The sequence below is a fragment of the Candidimonas humi genome (genome assembly GCF_019166065.1).
Lineage (GTDB): Bacteria > Pseudomonadota > Gammaproteobacteria > Burkholderiales > Burkholderiaceae_B > Candidimonas > Candidimonas humi.
This window is the reverse complement of sequence record NZ_JAHTBN010000017.1, coordinates 36,083-56,203: the sequence shown is the minus strand read 5'-3', so window position 1 is coordinate 56,203 and position 20,121 is coordinate 36,083. Positions and strand designations below refer to the sequence as shown.

Annotated in this window: 14 protein-coding genes and 1 pseudogene; 8 read left to right on the top strand and 7 right to left on the bottom strand. The window is 63.0% G+C overall.

Annotated elements, in window-relative coordinates:
- The first annotated feature begins 35 nt into the window (after nucleotides 1-35).
- From KVP10_RS20740 to KVP10_RS20730, 3 genes are read left to right on the top strand one after another with little or no spacing between them, the layout of a single operon-like run.
- Nucleotides 36-950, top strand: coding sequence for a diiron oxygenase (locus tag KVP10_RS20740; protein ID WP_217966661.1), 915 nt, complete (start codon nucleotides 36-38; stop codon nucleotides 948-950).
- Nucleotides 951-1,001: 51 nt separating this feature from the next.
- Nucleotides 1,002-1,985: a Bug family tripartite tricarboxylate transporter substrate binding protein gene (locus KVP10_RS20735; protein ID WP_217966660.1), complete on the top strand. Its 984-nt coding sequence runs from the start codon at nucleotides 1,002-1,004 to the stop codon at nucleotides 1,983-1,985.
- Nucleotides 1,982-3,673, top strand: coding sequence for a gamma-glutamyltransferase family protein (locus KVP10_RS20730; RefSeq protein WP_246600893.1), 1,692 nt, complete (start codon nucleotides 1,982-1,984; stop codon nucleotides 3,671-3,673). The genes KVP10_RS20735 and KVP10_RS20730 overlap by 4 nt, the downstream gene beginning before the upstream one ends.
- Nucleotides 3,674-3,703: 30 nt before the next feature.
- On the opposite strand, the gene KVP10_RS20725 is transcribed toward KVP10_RS20730, so the two are convergent.
- The 7 genes from KVP10_RS20725 to KVP10_RS20695 form a co-directional block, all read right to left on the bottom strand.
- The gene (locus KVP10_RS20725) at nucleotides 3,704-4,537 is read right to left on the bottom strand and encodes a TetR/AcrR family transcriptional regulator (RefSeq protein ID WP_343218785.1); all 834 of its coding nucleotides are present in this window, start codon (nucleotides 4,535-4,537) and stop codon (nucleotides 3,704-3,706) included.
- Nucleotides 4,530-5,255 (bottom strand): 2-phosphosulfolactate phosphatase, encoded by a 726-nt coding sequence (locus tag KVP10_RS20720; protein ID WP_217966658.1) that lies wholly within the window; start codon nucleotides 5,253-5,255, stop codon nucleotides 4,530-4,532. Before KVP10_RS20720 ends, KVP10_RS20725 begins: the two co-directional genes overlap by 8 nt.
- Nucleotides 5,256-5,345: 90 nt before the next feature.
- The gene (locus tag KVP10_RS20715; protein WP_217966657.1) at nucleotides 5,346-6,968 is read right to left on the bottom strand and encodes an AMP-binding protein; all 1,623 of its coding nucleotides are present in this window, start codon (nucleotides 6,966-6,968) and stop codon (nucleotides 5,346-5,348) included.
- A gap of 91 nt (nucleotides 6,969-7,059) precedes the next feature.
- Nucleotides 7,060-7,482, bottom strand: a complete 423-nt coding sequence (locus KVP10_RS20710; protein WP_217966656.1) for a DUF6285 domain-containing protein — start codon at nucleotides 7,480-7,482, stop codon at nucleotides 7,060-7,062.
- On the bottom strand, nucleotides 7,457-8,530 hold the full coding sequence (locus KVP10_RS20705; RefSeq protein WP_217966655.1) for a phosphotransferase family protein: 1,074 nt from the start codon (nucleotides 8,528-8,530) through the stop codon (nucleotides 7,457-7,459). Before KVP10_RS20705 ends, KVP10_RS20710 begins: the two co-directional genes overlap by 26 nt.
- A gap of 4 nt (nucleotides 8,531-8,534) precedes the next feature.
- Nucleotides 8,535-9,731, bottom strand: a complete 1,197-nt coding sequence (locus KVP10_RS20700; protein ID WP_217966654.1) for an acyl-CoA dehydrogenase family protein — start codon at nucleotides 9,729-9,731, stop codon at nucleotides 8,535-8,537.
- A gap of 57 nt (nucleotides 9,732-9,788) precedes the next feature.
- Nucleotides 9,789-10,556: an SDR family NAD(P)-dependent oxidoreductase gene (locus KVP10_RS20695; RefSeq protein WP_217966653.1), complete on the bottom strand. Its 768-nt coding sequence runs from the start codon at nucleotides 10,554-10,556 to the stop codon at nucleotides 9,789-9,791.
- Nucleotides 10,557-10,934: 378 nt separating this feature from the next.
- Between KVP10_RS20695 and KVP10_RS20690 the strand changes: the two genes are divergently transcribed.
- The 5 genes and pseudogenes from KVP10_RS20690 (at nucleotide 10,935) to KVP10_RS20670 (ending at nucleotide 20,117) form a co-directional block, all read left to right on the top strand.
- Nucleotides 10,935-11,915: an ATP-grasp domain-containing protein gene (locus tag KVP10_RS20690; protein ID WP_217966652.1), complete on the top strand. Its 981-nt coding sequence runs from the start codon at nucleotides 10,935-10,937 to the stop codon at nucleotides 11,913-11,915.
- A gap of 487 nt (nucleotides 11,916-12,402) precedes the next feature.
- Complete coding sequence (locus KVP10_RS20685; RefSeq protein ID WP_217966651.1) at nucleotides 12,403-13,431, top strand: helix-turn-helix transcriptional regulator; 1,029 nt, start codon at nucleotides 12,403-12,405, stop codon at nucleotides 13,429-13,431.
- A 218-nt stretch (nucleotides 13,432-13,649) separates the two neighbouring features.
- The gene (locus tag KVP10_RS20680) at nucleotides 13,650-14,540 is read left to right on the top strand and encodes an ESPR domain-containing protein (RefSeq protein ID WP_217966650.1); all 891 of its coding nucleotides are present in this window, start codon (nucleotides 13,650-13,652) and stop codon (nucleotides 14,538-14,540) included.
- A 12-nt stretch (nucleotides 14,541-14,552) separates the two neighbouring features.
- Nucleotides 14,553-14,927, top strand: a pseudogene (locus KVP10_RS21620) (hypothetical protein); the annotation flags it as partial.
- Between the two features lie 12 nt (nucleotides 14,928-14,939).
- On the top strand, nucleotides 14,940-20,117 hold the full coding sequence (locus tag KVP10_RS20670; protein ID WP_376811005.1) for a YadA-like family protein: 5,178 nt from the start codon (nucleotides 14,940-14,942) through the stop codon (nucleotides 20,115-20,117).
- Nucleotides 20,118-20,121 lie beyond the last annotated feature (4 nt).

Here is a 20,121-nt window from a genome sequence, read left to right as displayed (position 1 = left end):
CGGCCATGGCGACGACAATTCGACAGGAGACAGCAATGCAGCCATCCTTGCTGGAAGAATTGACCCCAGTTCCCAACCCTTATCCGGTCGTCTCGGAATTGGAATTCCCGGACATCTGGAAGCTGTGCGAGCAGGCGCGTGAATTGGCTTGGGATCCGCGCAGCATCGATCATTCCGACATCGAGCAGGCCGAGATTCCCGCCGAAGTGCGCGCAGCAGGCGCGGAATGGTGGAGCCTGCGCGCGTGGATGGAGCATGGCGCCATTCCCTACGGGGCCGAGCGGCTGCGCGAGGCGATCTTCGGCCATCAACCCTTCGAGGTGAAGCAGCATGTCGTGAACTTCATCGCCGAAGAGCTGCGCCATCACGAGGCATCCTTTCATGTCGCCCAGGCGCTGGGCGGCTACCAGCCCACGCCGCGCGCAGAATACTTCAAGTCCATCATCCCCCGCTTTCACGAAGAGGGCGCCGAGAAGGCCATGTCGTTTTTCGGCAGTCTCGCGGTCAACACGCTATTCGAGAAGCTGTCGGGCGAACTATTGCAGGCACGCTACGAGAATGCCCGGTATGCGTCGATCCAGCTTGCCTGCAAGCTCATCCTGCGCGACGAGGCCAGGCACATACAGTTCGGCCGCATCATCATGCGGCATTTCTTCGAAACCCTGGGCGCCGACGAGAAGGCGCTGCTGGGGCGGCAGTTCGCGAAAAAACTCCAGGGCTCGCTGCTCAACGGCGTGTATTCGGTCGTGAATCTTCCCGATGACGAGCGCCGCCGCGCCGGCCGCAACCGCGCGCTCGCAGCCGACTATGGCCTGGGAGCCACGCATCCCGACGAAGAAATCGGCATCATCCGGCGTTCGCTGGACGAGATCCGCGCCGACGTTTCCGTCTACGACATAGAGATTCCGGCGATTCCCGAGCTCGACAAGAATACGATGGCGTCGGCCTGACTCCGGCTCCGGTCTGGTTTTTTACTTGCTGCCAAGGCGAGGAGACGTGCCATGATCAAGCGGCTAGCAGTGTGTTTTTGGGCCTGTACGGTGATGCTGTGTGTGGCGCCCATGGGTGGCGCATGGGCGGCGGGCTATCCCTCGCATCCCGTGCATCTGGTGGTTCCCTATCCGCCCGGCGGCTCGGCCGACATACTGGGCAGAGTGATGGGCAAGGCCTTGCAAGAGCAGCTCGGCCAAGCCGTGATCGTCGACAATCGGCCTGGCGCGGGCACGCTCATAGGCGCGCGCTATGTGGCCAATGCGCCGCCGGACGGCTATACGCTGCTGATGGGAACCGTCAGCTCCAATGCCATGACTCCCGCGGTCAATCCCCAGGCGGGCTACGATCCTGTCAAGAGTTTCACCCCGGTGGCGCGGCTGGCCTCCATGCCGTTCGTATTGCTTACTCGGCCCACGCTGCACATCAAGGATTTCGCCCAATTCCTGAAATTGGCCAAATCCAAACCGGGCTCGATCTCGTACGGCTCGGCCGGCCTGGGGACGTCGAATCACTTGGCCGGCGTGCTGTTGAGCCAGCAAGCCGGGATACGGCTGACTCATATACCCTTTCGCGGCAGCGCACCGGCCATGAATGCCTTGCTGGGCGGGCAGGTGGACGCCATGTTCGACCTGGTGCCGACCTCGATCGCCCACATACATGCCGGCACGGTCGACGCACTGGCCACCACCGGCGCGCGGCGCAGCCCATTCTTGCCCAAACTGCCTACGCTGGCCGAGCTGGGCGTGCACGACTACCAAGTCACCGCATGGTTCGGAATTTTCGGGCCGGCCGGCATGCCCGCGGACGTGACGGCCTTGCTCAGCCGGAAGATCGAGGCGATCCTGGCCATGCCCGATGTCAAGCAGCAGTTCGAACGCTTGGGTATCACGCCCGAACCCCAGCCCGCGCCCCGTTTTGCCGCTTTCGTGAACCAGGAAGTAGGCAAGTGGCGCCGGGTAGTGCAGCAGGCGGGTCTGGCGCAAAAACCATGAGCGCGGCAAGCTTCGAAGTGTCGGATGTTGGCGCGGCCGCGGCCGGCATGGGTATGTCGCGGTTGAACGAAATCGGCGCAAAAGCTGCGGCCCGGCAGCAGTACGACACGTGCCCGTATCCCGTCGCGCTCAAGCCCGTGCTCGGCGAGCGCATGGTGATTGCTTCGCAGCCGCTGGCCGCACAGGCGGGCCTGCGCATGTTGGAGCAGGGCGGCAACGCAGTGGATGCCGCGATCGCGGCCGCCGCAACTATTGCCGTCGTCGAGCCAACCAATAACGGGATCGGTGGCGACGCCTATGCCATTGTCCGGCGAGGCGACCGGCTATATGGCCTGAATGCCACTGGCCGCGCCAGTCTGCGCGCCGATCTCGCCGAGATGCGCGCCAGGCACGGCGAGAACATGCCGCAACGGGGATGGGACAGCGTGACTACGCCGGGCGCCGTGTCCGCCTGGGCGGCCTTGTCGGCCCGCCATGGCTCGCTGCCTTTCGCCGAACTGCTGGGGCCGGCCCTGCATTATGCCCAGCACGGGTTCCGCGTCACGCCGGGCGTGGCCCGCAAATGGGCCGAGCAGGCAAAGGTATTGGGCGGGGAAGCGGAGTTTCGCCGCGTATTCCTGCCCGGCGGTGCCGCGCCGCAGGCCGGCGCCTTGTTCGCACAGCCCGAATTGGCCGAGACCTTGCAGCGGATCGCCGCCAGCGGCGGCGCGGACCTCTATACCGGACGCAGCGCACAGTTATTGGCCGCCCACGCCGCGGCTTGCGGCGCCACGCTCTCGCAAGACGATCTGGCCGCCCACCGGGCCGACTGGACCGACGTGCTGCGCGGGCCTTATCGGGACGCGACGCTGTATGAAATGCCGCCCAATGGCCTGGGCGTGGTCGCCCTGTATGCGCTGGCGATCCTGGATCGGCTGGACGTGGACCGTCATCCGGCCGATTCGGCGCCGAGCCTGCACTTGCAGATCGAAGCCCTGAAGCGGGCATTCGCCCGCCTGGGAAATCGCGTGGGCGACCCGCGCAATATGGATATGGGTGTCGATGCGCTCATGTCGCAGGAATACGTCGAAGAGGACGCCGGACGTATAGACCCGCTAGTTGCGGCGGATCCGGGCAGGATCTTGCCGGCCATGTCGGGCACCGTATATCTGGCTGCGGGCGATGCATCGGGCATGATGGTGTCTTTCATCCAGTCCAATTACATGGGCTTCGGATCCGGAGTGGTGGTGCCGGGCACGGGGATTGCCCTGCAGAATCGCGGCGCCTGTTTTTCCCTGGACCCCCGTTCGCCCGCGCGGCTGGCGCCCGGAGTCCGGCCCTTGCACACCATATTGCCTGGGTTTCTCGAGCTCGCGGACGGGTCCGCGGCCGCTTTCGGGGCGACCGGCGGCATCTTCCAACCACAGGGGCATGTCCAGTTGGCGGTCAGACTGGCCGCCTATGGCCAGCATCCGCAAGCCGTGGTCGATGCGCCGCGATTCAAAGTAGGCAATGGACGGCGGGTTGTGCTGGAGCCGGGCTTTCGCCAGGACACCGCGCGTGCATTGGCCGACCTCGGCCACGAGATTACGGAGCAGCAGACCAGCACCTGGGATTTCGGCGGCATGCAGATACTGCTGCGCCGCAGTGACGGCTGTTATGTCGGAGCACGCGATGTGCGCCGCGACAGCCATGTGGCGGTTTGCTGAACTGCTGCAGCGCGCCGCCGCAAGCCAAGTTCAGCTTTCCGGCAGCAGGCAGCTTTCCAGCATGTCGCGTACGAATGCGGCGTATTGGCTTACGTGTATGTTCTGGTTGCGGTACTTGCGCCGTTTCAGGTACCAGTCCTGCATCAGGGCCTTGGTGGCGGAGGACAGCAGCCGCGCGTTGGCGGGGCGGAAGGTGCCGGACGCGATGCCTTGTTCGATGATGCCGCAAATGATGTTCTCGATCTCGAGCTCGGCGGCGATGGCTTCCTGTTTTTCTTTTTTGGGCAGGCTCTTGGCTTCCATGAACGAAAAACTGAACCAGGACTGCATCAGTTCGCTCAGGTAGATGTGGGACTTGATCGCTGCGTACAGTTTTTCCCGCGGGGACGCTATGCCTTCGGTATGGGCCAGCAGCGTGCGCCGCGTGAGTATGAAGCCGTGGCTCTGGATCAGGTGGATCAGGTCGTCCTTGTTCTTGATGTAGGCATACAGGCCTCCCACGCTCATGCCCGAATCGGCGCACAGGTCGCGCAGGGACATGGCGTGAAAGCCCTTGGAATTGGCCAGCCGCAGCGTGGATTCTATGATGCGCGCCAGGTTCTTGACGGCCACGTGCTCTTTCTTGATGCGGACCAGGTCTTTGTTCTGCAGGTACAGTTCGCGGTAGATCTCCTGCCGGGACAAGCTTAGTTCGAGCTTGAATGCGTCGAACTCGGCAGGGTCGGCGGGACCATGGCCGACCAGGCTGGGCCCCGGGTGGCTGGGCTTCGCCGAGCCCGCGCTACCCCGTGGCGGTTCGGCCACGGCGCCCGGGGCCGCCGCGCGCGCCGGGCCGCTCGTCGAAGAGGCGGATGATTCAGGCACGGACCACCTTGCCATCGACCAGTTCGGCCACGAAAGGGCAGGTGTCTATGCCGGCGCTGTACCGGACATCGGCCAGCATGGATTTGGCGACCATGCGCCGGCCGATGCGCGACGCGGCCAGCGTTTCGACCGCATCGTTCTGCTCGAACAGGCGCAAGGCTGCAATGGCCGCATCGGTCAGGGCGACGCGTTCGGCGCCGGCGTATTCGCGCAGCAGTTGCACAAAGCAGCCCGCGCCGTAATGGTCTTCCAGCGAATACATGCCGCGCGAGCCGGCGCATACCAGCAAGATGGTTTGTTCGGTGTAGTTCTGCGCCACGTGGCGGGCCACGGCGCTGGCATTGAGCAAGGCGCCCGCGAACACGCGCTGGCAGGCGCTGGCCGCACGCAGGGCCACCGTGCCGTTGGTGGTGGAATAGATGAGATCACGGCCCTTCAGGTCCAGGCCTTGCATGGCAAGAGGGTTGTAGGGCTGGAAGCCGGCCAGCGTCTCGGCCCGGTATTCGCCGGCCAGTACATAACTGCCGTCGGGTCTGGCGGCGGCGAGTTCGCAAGCCTGGTCCTGGTTGCCGGCGGGGATGACGGCGCGCGCGCCGTGCTGCAAGGCAGTGATGATGGTGGTGGTGGCGAAGATGATGTCCAGCACCACGGCGATCTTGCCGGGCGCCCGGGCGGCATCGAAGTCTTCCTTGCGGGCGATGACGTGGATTTTTTGCATGTATGAAGTAAGAGAGTTCGAAAATAATTGGTGTGCCGCGGGCGCCGCCCGCGGCCGGCGCGATGCCTTCGGGTTTCAGGACGGCTTCATTCAGGACGGCTTCAGTTGGTCGCGCAGCAGGTTCTTGCGTATTTTTCCGGTGGATGTCTTGGGCAGTTCGCCGAACACCACTTTCTTGGGTATCTTGAATGCGGCCATGCCGGCCCGGCAAAAGTCGATGATGTCCTGTTCGCTGATCGGCCCTGCATTGGGCTTGAGGCATACGAAAGCGCAGGGGACTTCTCCCCAGTGCGCATCGGACAGCGCCACGACGGCGGCTTCGTAGACCATGGGGTGGCGATACAGGACTTCTTCGACTTCCTGGCTCGAGATGTTCTCGCCGCCCGAGATGATGATGTCCTTGGCGCGGTCTTTGATTTCCGCATAGCCGTCCGGATGCATCACGGCCAGGTCGCCGCTGTGGAACCAGCCGTCCCTGAAGGCTTCTTCGGTGCTTTTTTCGTTCTTCAAGTAGCCCTTCATCAGCGTGTTGCCGCGCAGCACCAGTTCGCCCAGTGTGCTGCCGTCGGCCGGCACGACGGCGCTGCCGTCCATGGCCAGCACCTGCATCTCGTCGATGGCGAAGCTGGCTACGCCCTGGCGCGCCATCTTTTGCGCCAGGGCGTCGGGGTCGAGATCGCGCCACGCATCCTGGCGCACGCACAGCGCCGCGGGCCCGTAGGTTTCGGTAAGGCCATACAGGTGCGTGATGTCGAAACCTGTTTTTTGCGCACGCCTGACCACGGGGCTTGGAGGCGCGGCGCCGCCCAGGGCGAATTGCACCGGGCGATCCAGTTCGATGCCGCGGGTCTCGAAGTCGTTGAGCAGCATGTTCAGCACAACGGGCGCACCGCACATGTGGCTGACGCCATGGTTGCGGATGCGTTCCAGTACCGCGTCGGGCTGGACCTTGCGCAGGCACACATGCGTGCCGCCGATGGCGGTGATCGCCCAGGTATAACCCCAGCCGTTGCAATGGAACATGGGCAGCGTCCACAGGTATACGGTGTCGGGATTCATATTGAAGGCCATGGCGTTGCTCATGGCCGCCAGGTAGGCGCCGCGATGATGGTACACGACCCCCTTGGGGTTGCCGGTGGTGCCCGAGGTGTAGTTCAGGCTGATGGCGTCCCATTCGTCATCGACCTTTTTCCATTCGTAGCCCGGGTCTCCGGCTTCTATCATGTCTTCGTAGGAAAGGGCGGCGAAACCCGGACGCGATGGCGCGACGTGTTCTATGCAGGCCAGCAGCGGCGGCGTATCCATGCCTGCCACGACTTCCGCCACGAGCTGTTCGAATTCGGTGTCGTAGAACAGCAGGCGCGCCTCGCCGTGCTGCAGTATGAAGCGCAGCGTGGCCGCGTCCAGGCGCGTGTTCAGGGCGTTGAGCACCGCACCCGTCATGGGGACGGAGTAATGGCTTTCCAGCAGTTCATGGCTGTTCTGGCACAGTATGGAAACCGTGTTGCCCGCGCCGATGCCGATTTCTTCCAGGGTGCAGGCCATGCGGCGGCAGCGCTCGTAGAATTGGCGGTAGCTAAGGCTGGTGTCGTCATCGATTACCGCGATCTTGTCGGGGAAGATCCAGGCCGAGCGCTTCAGGAAGCTGGTCGGCGTCAGGGCGGAGTAATTGGCGGGCCGCTTGCCGAGCCCGTGCTGGAATTGGTTCGCCATTTCTATGCCTGCCTTTGTCTGCGTTGTTTATGTATGTCTCGTGTGTTCTTGTGCCCGTACCCGGCCTTGGGCTTGCGCTGCCGGATGGCTTTCAAGCTCGTTCGCGGGACAGATATTTCGGGTTGCTGACTGCCAGTTTGGCACGAGTAAGCTGCAGCAGCAATGCGCGTAATTGGCCTTCGCGTTCGGGCGCGATGGCGCGCTTGCGTATGCATTCGGCGAGCAGGGCTTGCGCCCGGTCGGCGCGGTCGCCGGCGGCCGTCTCGGCGCCCGCCGGGGACGTAGCAGCGCCGATCCGCGTAGCGCCTTCTTCGCCCAGGAATTCTGCAATCGAGCGCGCGCCGTCTCTTGCGGCGCCGGCGCCGAGTTCCAGTTCGCGTGCGGCGATGGCCATGGCCTTGGCGATCATGCGCACGGTATAAGCCTGTTCGGGCGGCAGGGCGGGCAGGATTTCCTCCAGCAGGCCGCGCCTGGCCGTGTCCAGCAGTTCAGGGCCGCGGGGCAGATCGAGCATCGTCGTTCTCCATGTCGCAGACCTGCCGCAGCAGGTCGAATTCGATTTCCGGCAGCATGCGCCCGGTCAGTGCCAGCTCGAGCGAATGCTGTTCTCCCGACAAATGGCGCTGCGCCTGTTGCAGGGCGATGATCGCCCAGCGCACCATGGCCATGATTTCCCAGTACAGCACCTTGGCCGGATCGACTTCCGTGCCCGCGTGTTCGGCGTAACCTGCGTACAGGTCTTGTTTGTCGCCCAGGCCTCCGACCTCTTTTTCGGCGACGCCGAAGCGCCAGCTGCGCGAACACAGCCATCCCAGGTCTTCATAAGGGTCGCTCCAGGCGGCGAATTCCCAATCCAGCACGGCGGTGAGCCGTCCATCCTGAACCAGGTAATTGCCGGTGCGGAAATCGCAGTGGCACAATGCCAGGCCCGCATCGGCCGGCGCGTGGTCCTCGAGCCAGTTCAAGGCCCATTCGAGCACGGGGCGCGAATCGGGAATTTGCGCCAGCGCCTCGCGATAGCCGCGCAGCCGGCTATGGGCGGCGGGGCCGTCCGGCACCGGCAGGAAACCGAGATCGGCGCGCGGCGGGCGGATCGTGTGCAGTCGCGCCAGTTCCGCGCCGAGGCGGCGGGTCAGGGCGCGCGCCCGGTCGGGGCCTATGGCGCCGCGCAGCAGCCGCGCCGGCGAGGCCGAGCCGGGCATCAGGCTCATGACGCTGAAGACCCGGCCGATCACTGATGTATCGGTGCATAGCCACAGCGGCCGCGGCACGGTGACTCCCGCCTCGAAGGCGGCGGCGAGCACATGGAATTCCTGGGCACGGTCGAGGCTGGCGGCGATGCGCGAAGGGGCGTCGCTGCGCACCACGACTTCCAGCCGCCCCGGGCTGTCGCCGCCTTCCAGCGACAGGGCCAGAGCATGATTGTCCTGTATGGCGCCGCCCGACAGGCGCCGGAATTCCAGTACGCTGGCCCGGCGCGCGCCGGTGCGCTGCCTGATGAATTCCGCCAGGGCGGTCTCGGGAGCCTCTTGCGGCGCGGGGTGGCTGGCTGGTGCCGACATGTTTCTACCCCCAATGCCAGAAGTCGCTTCCTTCGGCCAGCAGATTGCGCGACAGCACCATCTTGTGGACTTCGGAAGCGCCGTCGACCAGCCGCGCCTGGCGGGCGTAGCGATAGATCCATTCCAGCCGCGTGTCCTTGGAATAGCCGCGCGCGCCGCATAGCTGGATGGCGGTATCCACTGCCTTGTGCAGCGTCTCGGAAACCGCGACCTTGGCCATGGAGACTTCCTTGCGCGCGTAGCTGCCCTGGTCCAGTTGCCAGGCGGCGTGCATGGTCAGCAGGCGCCCGACTTGTATGGCCATCGCCGCTTCGCCCAGCAGCCATTGCACGCCCTCGCGCTCGGCCAGGCGCTGCCCGAAGGATTCGCGCCGCGATACGTATTCGCCGGCGATTTCCAGCGAGCGCTTGGCCAGGCCGAGCCAGCGCATGCAGTGGGTGAGCCGCGCGGGCCCCAGGCGGATCTGGGTCAGCTTCAGGCCGTCGCCCACTTCCATCAGGCGGTTCTCGTCGGGGATGCGCAGGCCGTCGAAGCGCAGTTCGCAGTGCCCGCCGTGCTCTTCGGGGCCCATGATGGGAATGCGGCGCACGATCTCCCAACCGGGGTCGTCGCGGTGGAACAGAAAAGCCGTAAGCCCCTTGCGGCTGTCGTCCGAGGTGCGGGCGATCAGTATGAAGTGCGCGGCCACGCCTGCGCCGGTAATGAAATGCTTGGTTCCGCTTACCACCCAGTCGCCGCCTTGGCGTTGCGCGCGGGTGAGCATCATGGACGGGTCGGATCCAGATCCCGGGGCGGGCTCGGTCATGGCGAAGGACGAACGCACCTTGCCGTCGATGATGGGCTGCAGCCAGCGCTCTTTCTGGGCGGAGGTGGCGACTTTTTCCAGCACCATCATATTGCCGTCGTCGGGCGCGGCGGAATTGAAGACCACCGGTCCAAAGATGGAACGGTTCATTTCTTCGTAGCAGGCCGCCATCTCGCTGATGCGCAGACCCTGGCCGCCGCGTTCGCGCGGCATCTGCAGGCACCATAGCCCCTGCGCCCGGGCTTTCTCGCGCAGCGCCTGCAGCAGCGGCTCGGCAATATTCTCGTGCTCGTCGTAGGAAGCCGGATCGTTTTCCAGCCCGATGAGCTCGGCTTCTACGAATTCTCGAATGCGCCGGCGGTACGATTCGCCTTGCTCGGATAGTGTGAAATCCATGTTCCGGTGTTCCCGTGCGTAATGGTGGTGGGTGAGGTTGCGGCGAGTGGCGCGCCGTCAGAGCGTGGACTGCAGATGGCCGCCATCGACGACGATGGAGCTGCCGGTCATGTAGGCCGAGGCGTCCGAAGCCAGCAGCAGCAGCGCGCCGTCCAGGTCGGACGCGCGGCCCAGCCGGCGCTGCGGAATGCGGCGGATCATGGCGGCCCCCGCCTCGGAAGCGAAGAACTCGCGGTTCAGGTCCGTTTCTACATAGCCCGGCGCGATCGCATTGACGCGGATGCCATGGCGCGCCCACTCTAGCCCCAGGGCGCGGGTCATTTGTTCGAGCCCGGCCTTCGACACGGTATAAGGCAGCACCTTGCCGGCGACCCTGTGGCCCAATATGGAAGAGACATTGATGATGGAACCGGGCCGGCCGGCCGCGATCAGGCGCCGCGCTGCTTCGCTGGCCACCAGCCAGCAGCCTTTCAGGTTGACGTCGAGAACCTGGTCCCATTCCGAGGAGGCAAGGGCGAGGGCGTCCTTGGTGACGGTGATGCCCGCATTGCAGATCGCTATATCGATCGGGCCGCACAGGGTCTGGGCCTGTTCGAAGCCGGCCCGTACCGATTCGGGGTCGGTGACATCCAGGCTGAGCGGATGCGCGGCCACCCCCGATTCCCGCAGTTCGTCGGCCAGCCGCTGCAGCGGCTCGATGCGCCGGCCCGCAAGCACCACTGCGGCGCCGGCCTTGCCCAGTGTGCGGCAGAAATGGGCGCCGAGGCCGCCCGAGGCGCCGGTCACCAAGGCAGTCTTGCCGGCCAGGCTGAATAAATCAGACATGTCTCGTCCTTCGCTTTTCTATTTGTTGTGCTGCATGGATAGTGCTTGTTCGCCAGATTTTAGAGCGATCGTTCGATATTATCAATGCTATCGGCAAGATTCTCCGCAAGGGTACTGACATGGCAAGAGAAACCGATGGGCAGACGAGCCGGGCGACATAGGGTGTGGCCGATCCGCCACGCCGCTGCCCGCCCGGCAGGGGAGGCGGGCGGCTATATATCGACAGGCCGCCAGCGGGTGCGGCCCATAGAACCATTCTTGATAAGAATATGCATATTGATTCGTTCCCAGTCCGTCATTGGGCCGTTAAGCTGAAAACAATGGCGTGACCGAAGGGCGGCTGTGCCCGCAGGGACCCGCCATCCGGAGCAAGTCGCCATGTCGAAAATCCATGTCATCCACGAAAACGACGCCTGGGTCGAACCCCTGCGCGAGGCTTTTGCCGAATTCGATCTTCCCTACGAAGAATGGTTTCTGCACGAAGGCCTGCTGGATCTGGACAGCGAACCGCCCGAGGGCGTGTTCTACAACCGCATGAGCGCATCTTCGCATACGCGCGGCCACCGCTATGCCCCGGAATACACCGCGGGCGTGCTGTCCTGGCTCGAAGCCCACGACCGGCGCGTCATCAACAATAGCCGGGCGCTGCAACTGGAAGTCAGCAAGATCGCGCAATACGCCGCCTTGTCGAACTTCGGCATCCGCACGCCCCGCAGCATAGCCGCCATAGGCGCCGACAACATCGTCGCGGCCGCGCGCAAGCTGTCCGGCTCCGTCGGTTCTTTTATCACCAAGCACAACCGCGCCGGCAAAGGGCTGGGCGTGCGCCTGTTCCATAATGTGCAGGCCCTGGAAGACTATGTGCGCGGCACGGAGTTCGACGATTCCGTGGACGGCATCACGCTGGTGCAGGAATACATCCGTGCCCCCGAACCCTTCATTACCCGGGTCGAATTCATAGGCGGCGATTTCCTGTATGCAGTGCGGGTCGACACATCGCTGGGTTTCGAGCTTTGCCCCGCGGATGTCTGCCAGGTGGGCGACCAGTTCTGCCCCGTGGGGGAAACGCCCGCACCGGCCAGCCCCGCACCGCGCTTTCGCATCATCGAAGACTTCAAGCATCCCATCATTGATGCCTACAGCCGCTTCATCCGTGCCAACGGCATAGGCATTTCGGGCATCGAGTTCATCACCGACGAGCGCGGCGAGCTCTATACCTACGATGTAAATACCAATACCAACTACAACAGCGCCGCCGAAGAAGAGGCCGGCGTTTCAGGGATGCGGGCCATTGCCTTGTACTTGGGCAGCGAATTGCGCAAGGTTACGCGCCGTCCGGCATTGTCCGCAATCGCTTGACCTGATTGCCGTTGCTGCCAGGCGGCAGCAAGCGCGCGCAAACGGCCGGGCGGAGCTGCCATAAGTTATGGCGGCTCCGCCCGGCCGTTAGTATTTGGGCGGCGCACGCCGCTGCATCACCCCATGCAGCCGGCGCTTCCGCTTGCATGAATGCGCTGTCATTTTGCAGCGCCTCCCCGGCTGTTTCATTGGGGGCATGGCAGCCGCTCTCTATTAATAAAGTTTCCTGTCTCTGGCAAGGCGGCCGGGTCGCGGCGCGTCACGAACGGTTGAACATCAAGTAATGTCAATTCATTACATTGTGCATTTTTTGCATGGTTCAATTGCATGAATTGTCTATAGGAATGGGGCCGTCGTAAAGACAATGGCAGTGCTTATGCCGCTACTTGGTTCCTGGCCCATCTATCTATGTCCGATCTGCCTCGGGCGGGACTTTCGAAGTTGCGAAGCACTTATGGGTGGGTGAACAGGGCAAGGAGAGCGGTTTTTGAGAGTCCCAGATGAGCCGATAATTCTTGATACCCGGGATGTCGTATCAACAAGGCGGTTTCAGTTCTGGCGCGATTTCCTCGCACGCCGGCTCATGGCCATGGCCATGTGGTCTACTCATCAATCGGATTATATCGGGCGCATCGAACTTCATGGGCTCGACAATGCCTGCATGGTGTTTGCCAATGGCGACAGTTGCGGCTCGGCCAGGGGCGTGCAAGAGCTTGCCTGCGACACCGGTGAGACCCCCGACTGGTTGTTGATGCGGGCAAATGTAGCGACGCATATCGAGCATTGCCGTTATCACTCGGATTTGAAACCGGGCGACCTCATACTTATCGATACCCGCCAGCCGTACGAACGGTCCGACTCGCGCGTGGATTTCACGATTCTGGCCATGTCGGATTTCCTGCTGCGCGACTGGCGCACGGTGTTCGAGGCCCATGCGGGACATTGCTTTTCTTCCGAAAAGGAGTGGGCCAAGCCGCTTTCCGGGCTCTTGGCCGGAGTCAGCTCGAAACTGATGTGTTCTATCGGCAAGCACCCGGTGTTGCGTGCCATGTTCACCAGGAACCTGGTCTTCATGCTGGTGCAGATGTTGCTGCACGAGTCTGCAGGCGGGGAGAGCGACATGGAGGCCGGTACGCATACGGAGCAGGCCCGGATAAACCTCTACAACCTCATGCTGCTGTGGATACGTGATCATCATGATGATCCGCAGTTGACTGCTGCTCACATGGCCCAGGCTTTCGGGGTGTCGCTGCGCTATGTGCATAAACTTTTTTCCACCTATTCCGAAGGGCGCAAATTCCTGGCTTATCTTCAGCATACGCGCCTGGAGCATGCGGTTCGGCTGCTTGGCAGCAGAGCCGAAGTCAGTGCATCGATTTCGGATATTTCATGGCGCTGTGGTTTCGCCGATACCAGTTCTTTCGGCCGCCTGTTCAAGCGCAACTATGGCATCACGCCGGGCGCTTATCGCACACTGCAGCTGAGCGCCGATCTTCAATCCACGGATTCGCAATAGGCGATATACGGTGTGCCGACGACGCGTTCGCGTCAAGCACTGTCAATTCGGCATGCTGTGCATTTTTTGCACTGATTGTTATCGCTTTTCGTCTATCTGTTTCAAACCCCATCAACCTATATTGCCCTAGCGAATTTTCTTATTCCTGAACACCTTTTTCCCTTATGAGAAACGGTGGCAGGAGGCAATGCGAATTAACAGGTTTGCTGGGAGATGTGATGAATCGGATTTACAAGACTGTTTGGAATGAGCAGTCGCGGACGTTTGTTGCAGTTTCGGAAAACACCAAGGCGCGCGGCAAGCGTTCTGGGCAGTCGACGGGGCGCTTGGCGATTGCGAGCATTGTGCTTGCAGGGGTCGGCCTGGCTGGTTTCAGCGTGACTTCGACCGCTGCCGACGATGCCATTACATTCAACGCCGATACCGGAAGTACGGACGTCAGCCTTGGTCAGGCCGTAACTATAAGCGGTACACCGAACAATGTAGTGACGGCTATTACGGGCAATACCGTACAGATCACGCTGGCACAGGATATAGACCTGGGCTCGGCCGGCAGCCTGACGATCGGCAACAGCATGCTGAACAACAGCGGGCTCACGGTTGGCAGCAGCGCGCTGACCAGCAACGGGCTGGCCATCACGGGCGGCCCGAGTGTCACGGCCGATGGAATCGACGCCGCCGGCAAGCCAATCACGAATGTGGCGGCAGGGTCCGCCGGGACGGACGCTGTCAATAAATCTCAGCTCGATACTGCCATCGGCGGGACTTATAAGGGCTGGAGCGTCCAGGCAAATGGGGATGCCGCCACGCCGGTCGCGTCCAATGGGACTGTGCAGTTCAAGAATGGCCAGAACATCGCCATTACACGTAGCGGCACCGACCTGACCATCTCGACGGTGAGTACGCCCACCTTCCAGGGTGCCAGCATGGCCGGACAGAAGGTCACGAACGTCGCGGCTGGAACGGTGTCCTCGAGCAGCACGGATGCCGTCAACGGCGGCCAGTTGTACACGCTCCAAGACAATCTGAGCACGCTCCAGAACAATCTATACACGCAAGGGACAGGCATCAAGTACTTCCATGTGAAATCCACTCAGGCGGATTCATAGGCGAACGGAACCGACTCGACGGCCATTGGCCCCAATGCGATTGCGCAGGGCGACGATTCTGCAGCTATCGGCTTGAACGCCGCTGCACAGGGCGACGCTGCCACGGCCTTGGGGTCGAGCGCCGCTGCACAAGGCGAGGCTTCGATCGCCATAGGGCGAAATGCCCAGGCCTTGGGCAAGCAAACTACCGCGATCGGTGACGGGGCGCAGGTGGATTCCGATTTGGTGTCGGGTTCGCAAGCGATCGGCCAGGGGGCGCTGGTTACCGGCAACTACAGCAGTGATGCTGTGGCATTGGGTACGGACGCTACCGCGAGCGCCGCCCAGGCCACGGCTCTGGGGGCGCAGGCAAACGCAGCCGGAACAGGAGCCGTGGCAATCGGCCAGTCTTCCGCGAATATGGCGGGCATCGCAATTGGATCCTCTTCGGCGGGCAACTCTGCCATCGCGATGGGGACCGGCGCCAGCGCTGCTCCGACGGACAGTATTTCCCTGGGCAGTGGAGCAGGCGTCGGCACGGCCGCAGACCCGGGTGGCAACCGGCATTCCCAGATCGCCATCGGCCAGAATTCGGGCCAGAACGTGTACGGCAACGAGACGGTCGCGATCGGCGTGGGCGCCGGCTCGAACGCTACGGTGAACTCTGCGGTCCCCAGTACCGGCAGCATTGCGATCGGGACCTCGGCGGGGGCGGACCTGAGCGGCGCATACAACGTCTCCATGGGCTATGAGGCCAATCAGGGAGCGGGCGAAGTGGCCCATGCCGTTGCCCTTGGCGGTTTGACCAAGGCTGGCAAGGATGCCGCCGCGGTGGGTTATCAAGCCAGCGCCGCCGATTCTGCCGTAGCGATGGGTACGAGTGCGCAGGCTGCCACGAATGGCGTCGCTATCGGGATGGGCGCAGCGGCAGATGCCGGCAATATTGCGCTGGGCTTGAATTCCGCGGCCGTAAGCAGCGACGCGGACGGTTCGGGATATCTGACCGGGAGTGCGCCGCAGACGTCCGGCGTGGTGTCGGTGGGGTCTACCTCGGCGGGCGTGCGGCGGCGGGTCGTGAATGTAGCAGATGGTTCGAACCCCTACGATGCCGTCAACGTCCGGCAATTGCAAGGCGCGCAGACGAGTGTCGCCACTTTGATTGGCGGCGGGGTGGCGCTGAACCCCGATGGCAGCTATAGCGCGATCACGCTCAAGGACAGCGGTGGAACTTCACACAGTTTCGGTACCGTGGCGGAAGCCATAGGCGCCATTTCCAGCGGCACGGTTGATATATTGCCGGCCGACGCCGTCACATACAACGCTCATGGGGGAATCAGCAACGTCGACAATGCCGTATTGGCCACCGACGCAGTCAATCTGCAGCAAATGAATGCGGCGATCGTTGCGAATGGAGTGAAATACTTCAGCGTCGACCCGGCCAGCGATCCGGCCAATAAGGGCAATGACGGTGCTTCCGGTGCGAATGCGCTCGCTATTGGCCCGGCTGCTTCGGCGCAGGGCCAGTCTGCATTGGCCCTTGGAAATTCCGCCGCCGTGGTGAACGCGGACCAGGCGCTTGCGATCGGATACAAGTCACGTGCCTATGCGGATAGCGCCACGGTGTTGGGCAGCAATAGCAACGCATATGGCCAGGCTGGGGTCGCCATAGGACAAAATGCGAACAGCAACGGCGATAACTCCATTGCGATGGGGTCCGGCGCCTTGACGGAGGCGCAAGCCGTGGGTGCATCCGTCGATAATGCCATTGCCATCGGGACGGGGGCCGCGGCGACGGCCGACGACGCGGTTGCGATCGGACCGTCGTCGCGTGCGGGAGGGGTCAAGTCGGTGGCGCAGGGCTTCGAGGCGCTGGCGATCGGTGCAAGCTCTCAGGCCTCCGGAACGGACAGCACGGCCAGCGCCACGAATGCACAAGCCAGCGGCACTGGAGCCTATGCTTCGGGTGTGAGCTCTCAGGCACGCGGCACCAACGCAAATGCTGCAGGCGTTAATGCGCAGGCCAGCGGCACAGGTGCAGGCAGCTATGGCTCGGACGGGATAGCCCTGGGCACCAATGCCAGATCGGGGATTGCCAATCCCCAAAGCGATGAAGAAAAGGCAAAGAATGTCAACGGTATCGCCATCGGCAATTCTGCGGTGGCGGATGATGTCAATGCCATGGCGGTTGGCGTAGGGGCCGCGGCCCACGCGCAATCTGCCGCGGCATTTGGCGACGGGTCCCAGGCCACGGCCGTGCAGTCCCTGGCGGTAGGTTCGGGGGCCAGCGCAACGGCTGTCAATGCGGCAGCGTTCGGCACGGGGGCTCAGGCCTTGAATGCACGTTCCGTCGCGCTGGGCGACGGCGCGTTGACGGCTGCGGCCGTCGGCACGAGCAGCGCCACTGTCGACAAGGTGACGTACAACTTTGCGGGCACAAGCCCGGTCGGCACTGTCAGTGTCGGAACAGACAGCGACAAGCGCACCATAACCAACGTCGCGGCCGGGCGGGTCAGCGCCGCCAGCACCGATGCCATCAACGGCAGCCAGCTTTTCGGCACCAATGCCGCGGTGACTGCGCTGGGCAATGACCTGGATACCGCGGGCCAGAGCGTAGCGACGGCTTTGGGCGGGGCTTCGGCATACGACCCCGGCACCCACAAGGTGACGGCCAGCCTGACCGTCAACAGCAACACCTACAACAATGTTCAGGATGCTCTGAGCTATGTAGGCCAGGGCTGGAACCTGACCGCCAATGGCACGAATAGCGCGACCGTGGCGCCGGGCGGCTCGGTGGATATGTCGCCGGCCACGGACAATAACATCGTGGTCACCAAGACCAGCGGGACCAATTCGCAACAGGTCAAATTCGGCCTGGCCAACAATGTAAACATCGCCAATAACCTGACGGTGGGCGGCAGTACGACCGTTACCGGTATGTCGAATCTGAATGGCGGCGCGGCCATCAGCAATAGCTTGGTCGTCAACCCGAACACCGCCGTGAACTTCGGCGGCAACAAGATTACGAACGTTGCGGCGGGCTCGGCCGATACCGACGCGGTGAATGTTAGCCAGTTGAACTCACTGGCCAGCAAGCCGCTCACGTTCAAGGGCGATGTGGGACAGACCACCCGCACACTGGGCGATACGATGAGCATCCACGGCTCATTGGCCAGTGGCGCGTCGGCGTCCTCGGGCAATATCCGCACCGATGTCGTCGGCGATGGCGACATGGAGATCATGATGGCCAACAACCTGGACCTGGGGGCATCGGGCAGCGTCGCCATGGGAGACACGACGGTGAATAACACCGGGCTGTCTGTCGTCGACGGATCGGGCAACAAGACGACGACCACGGCAACTGGCACGACGGTGACGGGCGCTGCCGGCACTACGACCGTGGCGGCGGGTAATGTGGGTGTGGGCGATGGTACGTACACCACCAACATCCTGCCCACGCAGGTGGCGGTGGGTGGCGCTAATCCCATAGTCGTCAACGGGACCTCCGGCACGATCAACGGGCTGACCAACAAGACCTTCGATCCCGACAACTTCACCAGTGGGCAGGCGGCCACGGAAGATCAACTGAGCCAGGTCAGCAGCGGTATCTCGACCAAGGGGCTGGACTTTGCCGGGGATAGCGGCGCGAATGTGCATCGGGATCTGGGCCAGACGCTCAATGTGAAGGGCGGGGCCGACCCGAGCAAGCTGACAGATGGCAATATCGGAGTGGTGGCCGACAACACCACCGGCACGCTGTCGATCAAGTTGGCGCAGAACCTGAATCTGGGGGCTGACGGCAGCCTGGCCGTAGGCAACAGCACGATCGACAATACCGGGCTGTCGGTCGCCGACGGGTCGGGCAACAAGACGACGACTACGGCCATGGGCACGACAGTGGCTGACGGATCGGGCAATACGACGATGACCACGGCGACAGGCACAACGATGACCGACGGGTCGGGCAACAAGACGACGACTACGGCGACAGGCACGACGGTGACGGGCTCTGCCGGCACCACGACGGTGACGGCGGGCAATGTAGGCGTGAGCGATGGCACGAATACCACTACCATCGCGCCGACGCAGGTAGCGGTAGGTGGAGCTCACCCTGTAACCGTCAATGGAGCTACCGGCACGGTCAATGGGCTGACCAACAAGACTTTCGATCCCGACAACTTCACCAGCGGGCAGGCGGCTACGGAAGACCAGTTGGGCCAGGTCAGCAGCGATATCACGACCAAGGGCCTGGGCTTTGCCGGGGACAGCGGCACGAATGTGCATCGGGACCTGGGCCAGACGCTCAATGTGAAGGGCGGGGCCGACACCAGCAAGCTGAGTGACAACAATATCGGCGTGGTGGCCGATGGAACCGACACCTTGGCGATCAAGCTGGCGCAGAATCTGAATCTGGGGCCCGATGGCAGCCTGGCCATAGGCAACAGCACGATCGACAACAATGGGTTGACGATCGATGACGGCGCGGGCAACACGACGGCGACTACTGCGGCGGGCACGGTAGTGACGGATGGTACGAATACCACGACGGTAGCGGCGGGCAATGTCGGAGTGACCGATGGCACATATACCACCAGCATCGCGCCGACCCAGGTGTCGGTGGGCGGCGCTTATCCGGTGATCGTCAACGGGTCGACGGGCACGATCGGTGGCCTGCAGAACAAGGTCTTCGATCCTAGTAACATCGTGTCGGGCCAGGCCGCGACGGAAGACCAGTTGGGCATGATGGGCAATACCCTGAACATCGGGCTGTCCAGCGATGGCAAGAGCAATGTCATCAACTATGGCGGCAACCAGTATGCCAGCTTGTCCGACGTGCTCGACAGCCTGCACTGGAATGTCGATGCCTCCGGCCCGACCTCCGGCACGGGCGGTACTGGGGGCACGGGAGGCTCGAGCGGCAGTGGGAGCTCCGGCGGCAGCGGCGGATCCACAGGCGCGACCGAGATTCATAACGGCAATACCGTCACTTTCGTCGCGGGCAACAACATTACCGTCGACAAGGCGCCTGCGGCATCGGGGTCGGGCGACGCCAGCATCACTATCGGCCTGGCCCAGGACATCAGCGTCAATAGCGTCACAGCGACCAATGTGACGGCAACCAACGTCACGGCGACCAACGTCACCGCCAACAATGTGAAAACCGACACGCTCAATGCCAATGCGGTGATCATTCAGGATGGTCCGACGATCAACCAGAATGGCATTGACATGAACAACCAGCCGATCACGAATGTGGCTCCCGGGGTCAATGGCACGGACGCGGTCAATGTGAACCAGTTGAACAATCTGGCCACCAACGTAGCCAATGGCATGAACACCATGCAGAACGAGATCAACAGGAATGATCGCGTGGCCAGCGCCGGTATTGCCGCCGCCATTGCCACGGCAGGCCTGCCTCAAGCCTACCTGCCTGGCAAGAGCATGTTCAGTATTGCCGGCGGCACGTGGCGCGGCGAGAGCGGCTATGCCATGGGCTTGTCGCGGGTAACCGATAACGGCAATTGGGTGCTCAAGGCAACCGCCAGCGGCTCGTCCCGCGGCGACTACGGCGGTTCTGTTGGCGTGGGCTATCAATGGTAAGGCC

Excerpts from the sequence above, each read along its gene's own strand:
- KVP10_RS20740 (WP_217966661.1), top strand. The coding sequence starts at position 36 with ATGCAGCCATCCTTGCTGGAAGAATTGACCCCAGTTCCCAACCCTTAT.
- KVP10_RS20735 (WP_217966660.1), top strand. The coding sequence starts at position 1,002 with ATGATCAAGCGGCTAGCAGTGTGTTTTTGGGCCTGTACGGTGATGCTG.
- KVP10_RS20730 (WP_246600893.1), top strand. The coding sequence starts at position 1,982 with ATGAGCGCGGCAAGCTTCGAAGTGTCGGATGTTGGCGCGGCCGCGGCC.
- KVP10_RS20720 (WP_217966658.1), bottom strand. The coding sequence starts at position 5,255 with ATGCAAAAAATCCACGTCATCGCCCGCAAGGAAGACTTCGATGCCGCC.
- KVP10_RS20715 (WP_217966657.1), bottom strand. The coding sequence starts at position 6,968 with ATGGCGAACCAATTCCAGCACGGGCTCGGCAAGCGGCCCGCCAATTAC.
- KVP10_RS20710 (WP_217966656.1), bottom strand. The coding sequence starts at position 7,482 with ATGCTCGATCTGCCCCGCGGCCCTGAACTGCTGGACACGGCCAGGCGC.
- KVP10_RS20705 (WP_217966655.1), bottom strand. The coding sequence starts at position 8,530 with ATGTCGGCACCAGCCAGCCACCCCGCGCCGCAAGAGGCTCCCGAGACC.
- KVP10_RS20700 (WP_217966654.1), bottom strand. The coding sequence starts at position 9,731 with ATGGATTTCACACTATCCGAGCAAGGCGAATCGTACCGCCGGCGCATT.
- KVP10_RS20695 (WP_217966653.1), bottom strand. The coding sequence starts at position 10,556 with ATGTCTGATTTATTCAGCCTGGCCGGCAAGACTGCCTTGGTGACCGGC.
- KVP10_RS20690 (WP_217966652.1), top strand. The coding sequence starts at position 10,935 with ATGTCGAAAATCCATGTCATCCACGAAAACGACGCCTGGGTCGAACCC.
- KVP10_RS20680 (WP_217966650.1), top strand. The coding sequence starts at position 13,650 with ATGAATCGGATTTACAAGACTGTTTGGAATGAGCAGTCGCGGACGTTT.
- KVP10_RS20670 (WP_376811005.1), top strand. The coding sequence starts at position 14,940 with ATGGCGGGCATCGCAATTGGATCCTCTTCGGCGGGCAACTCTGCCATC.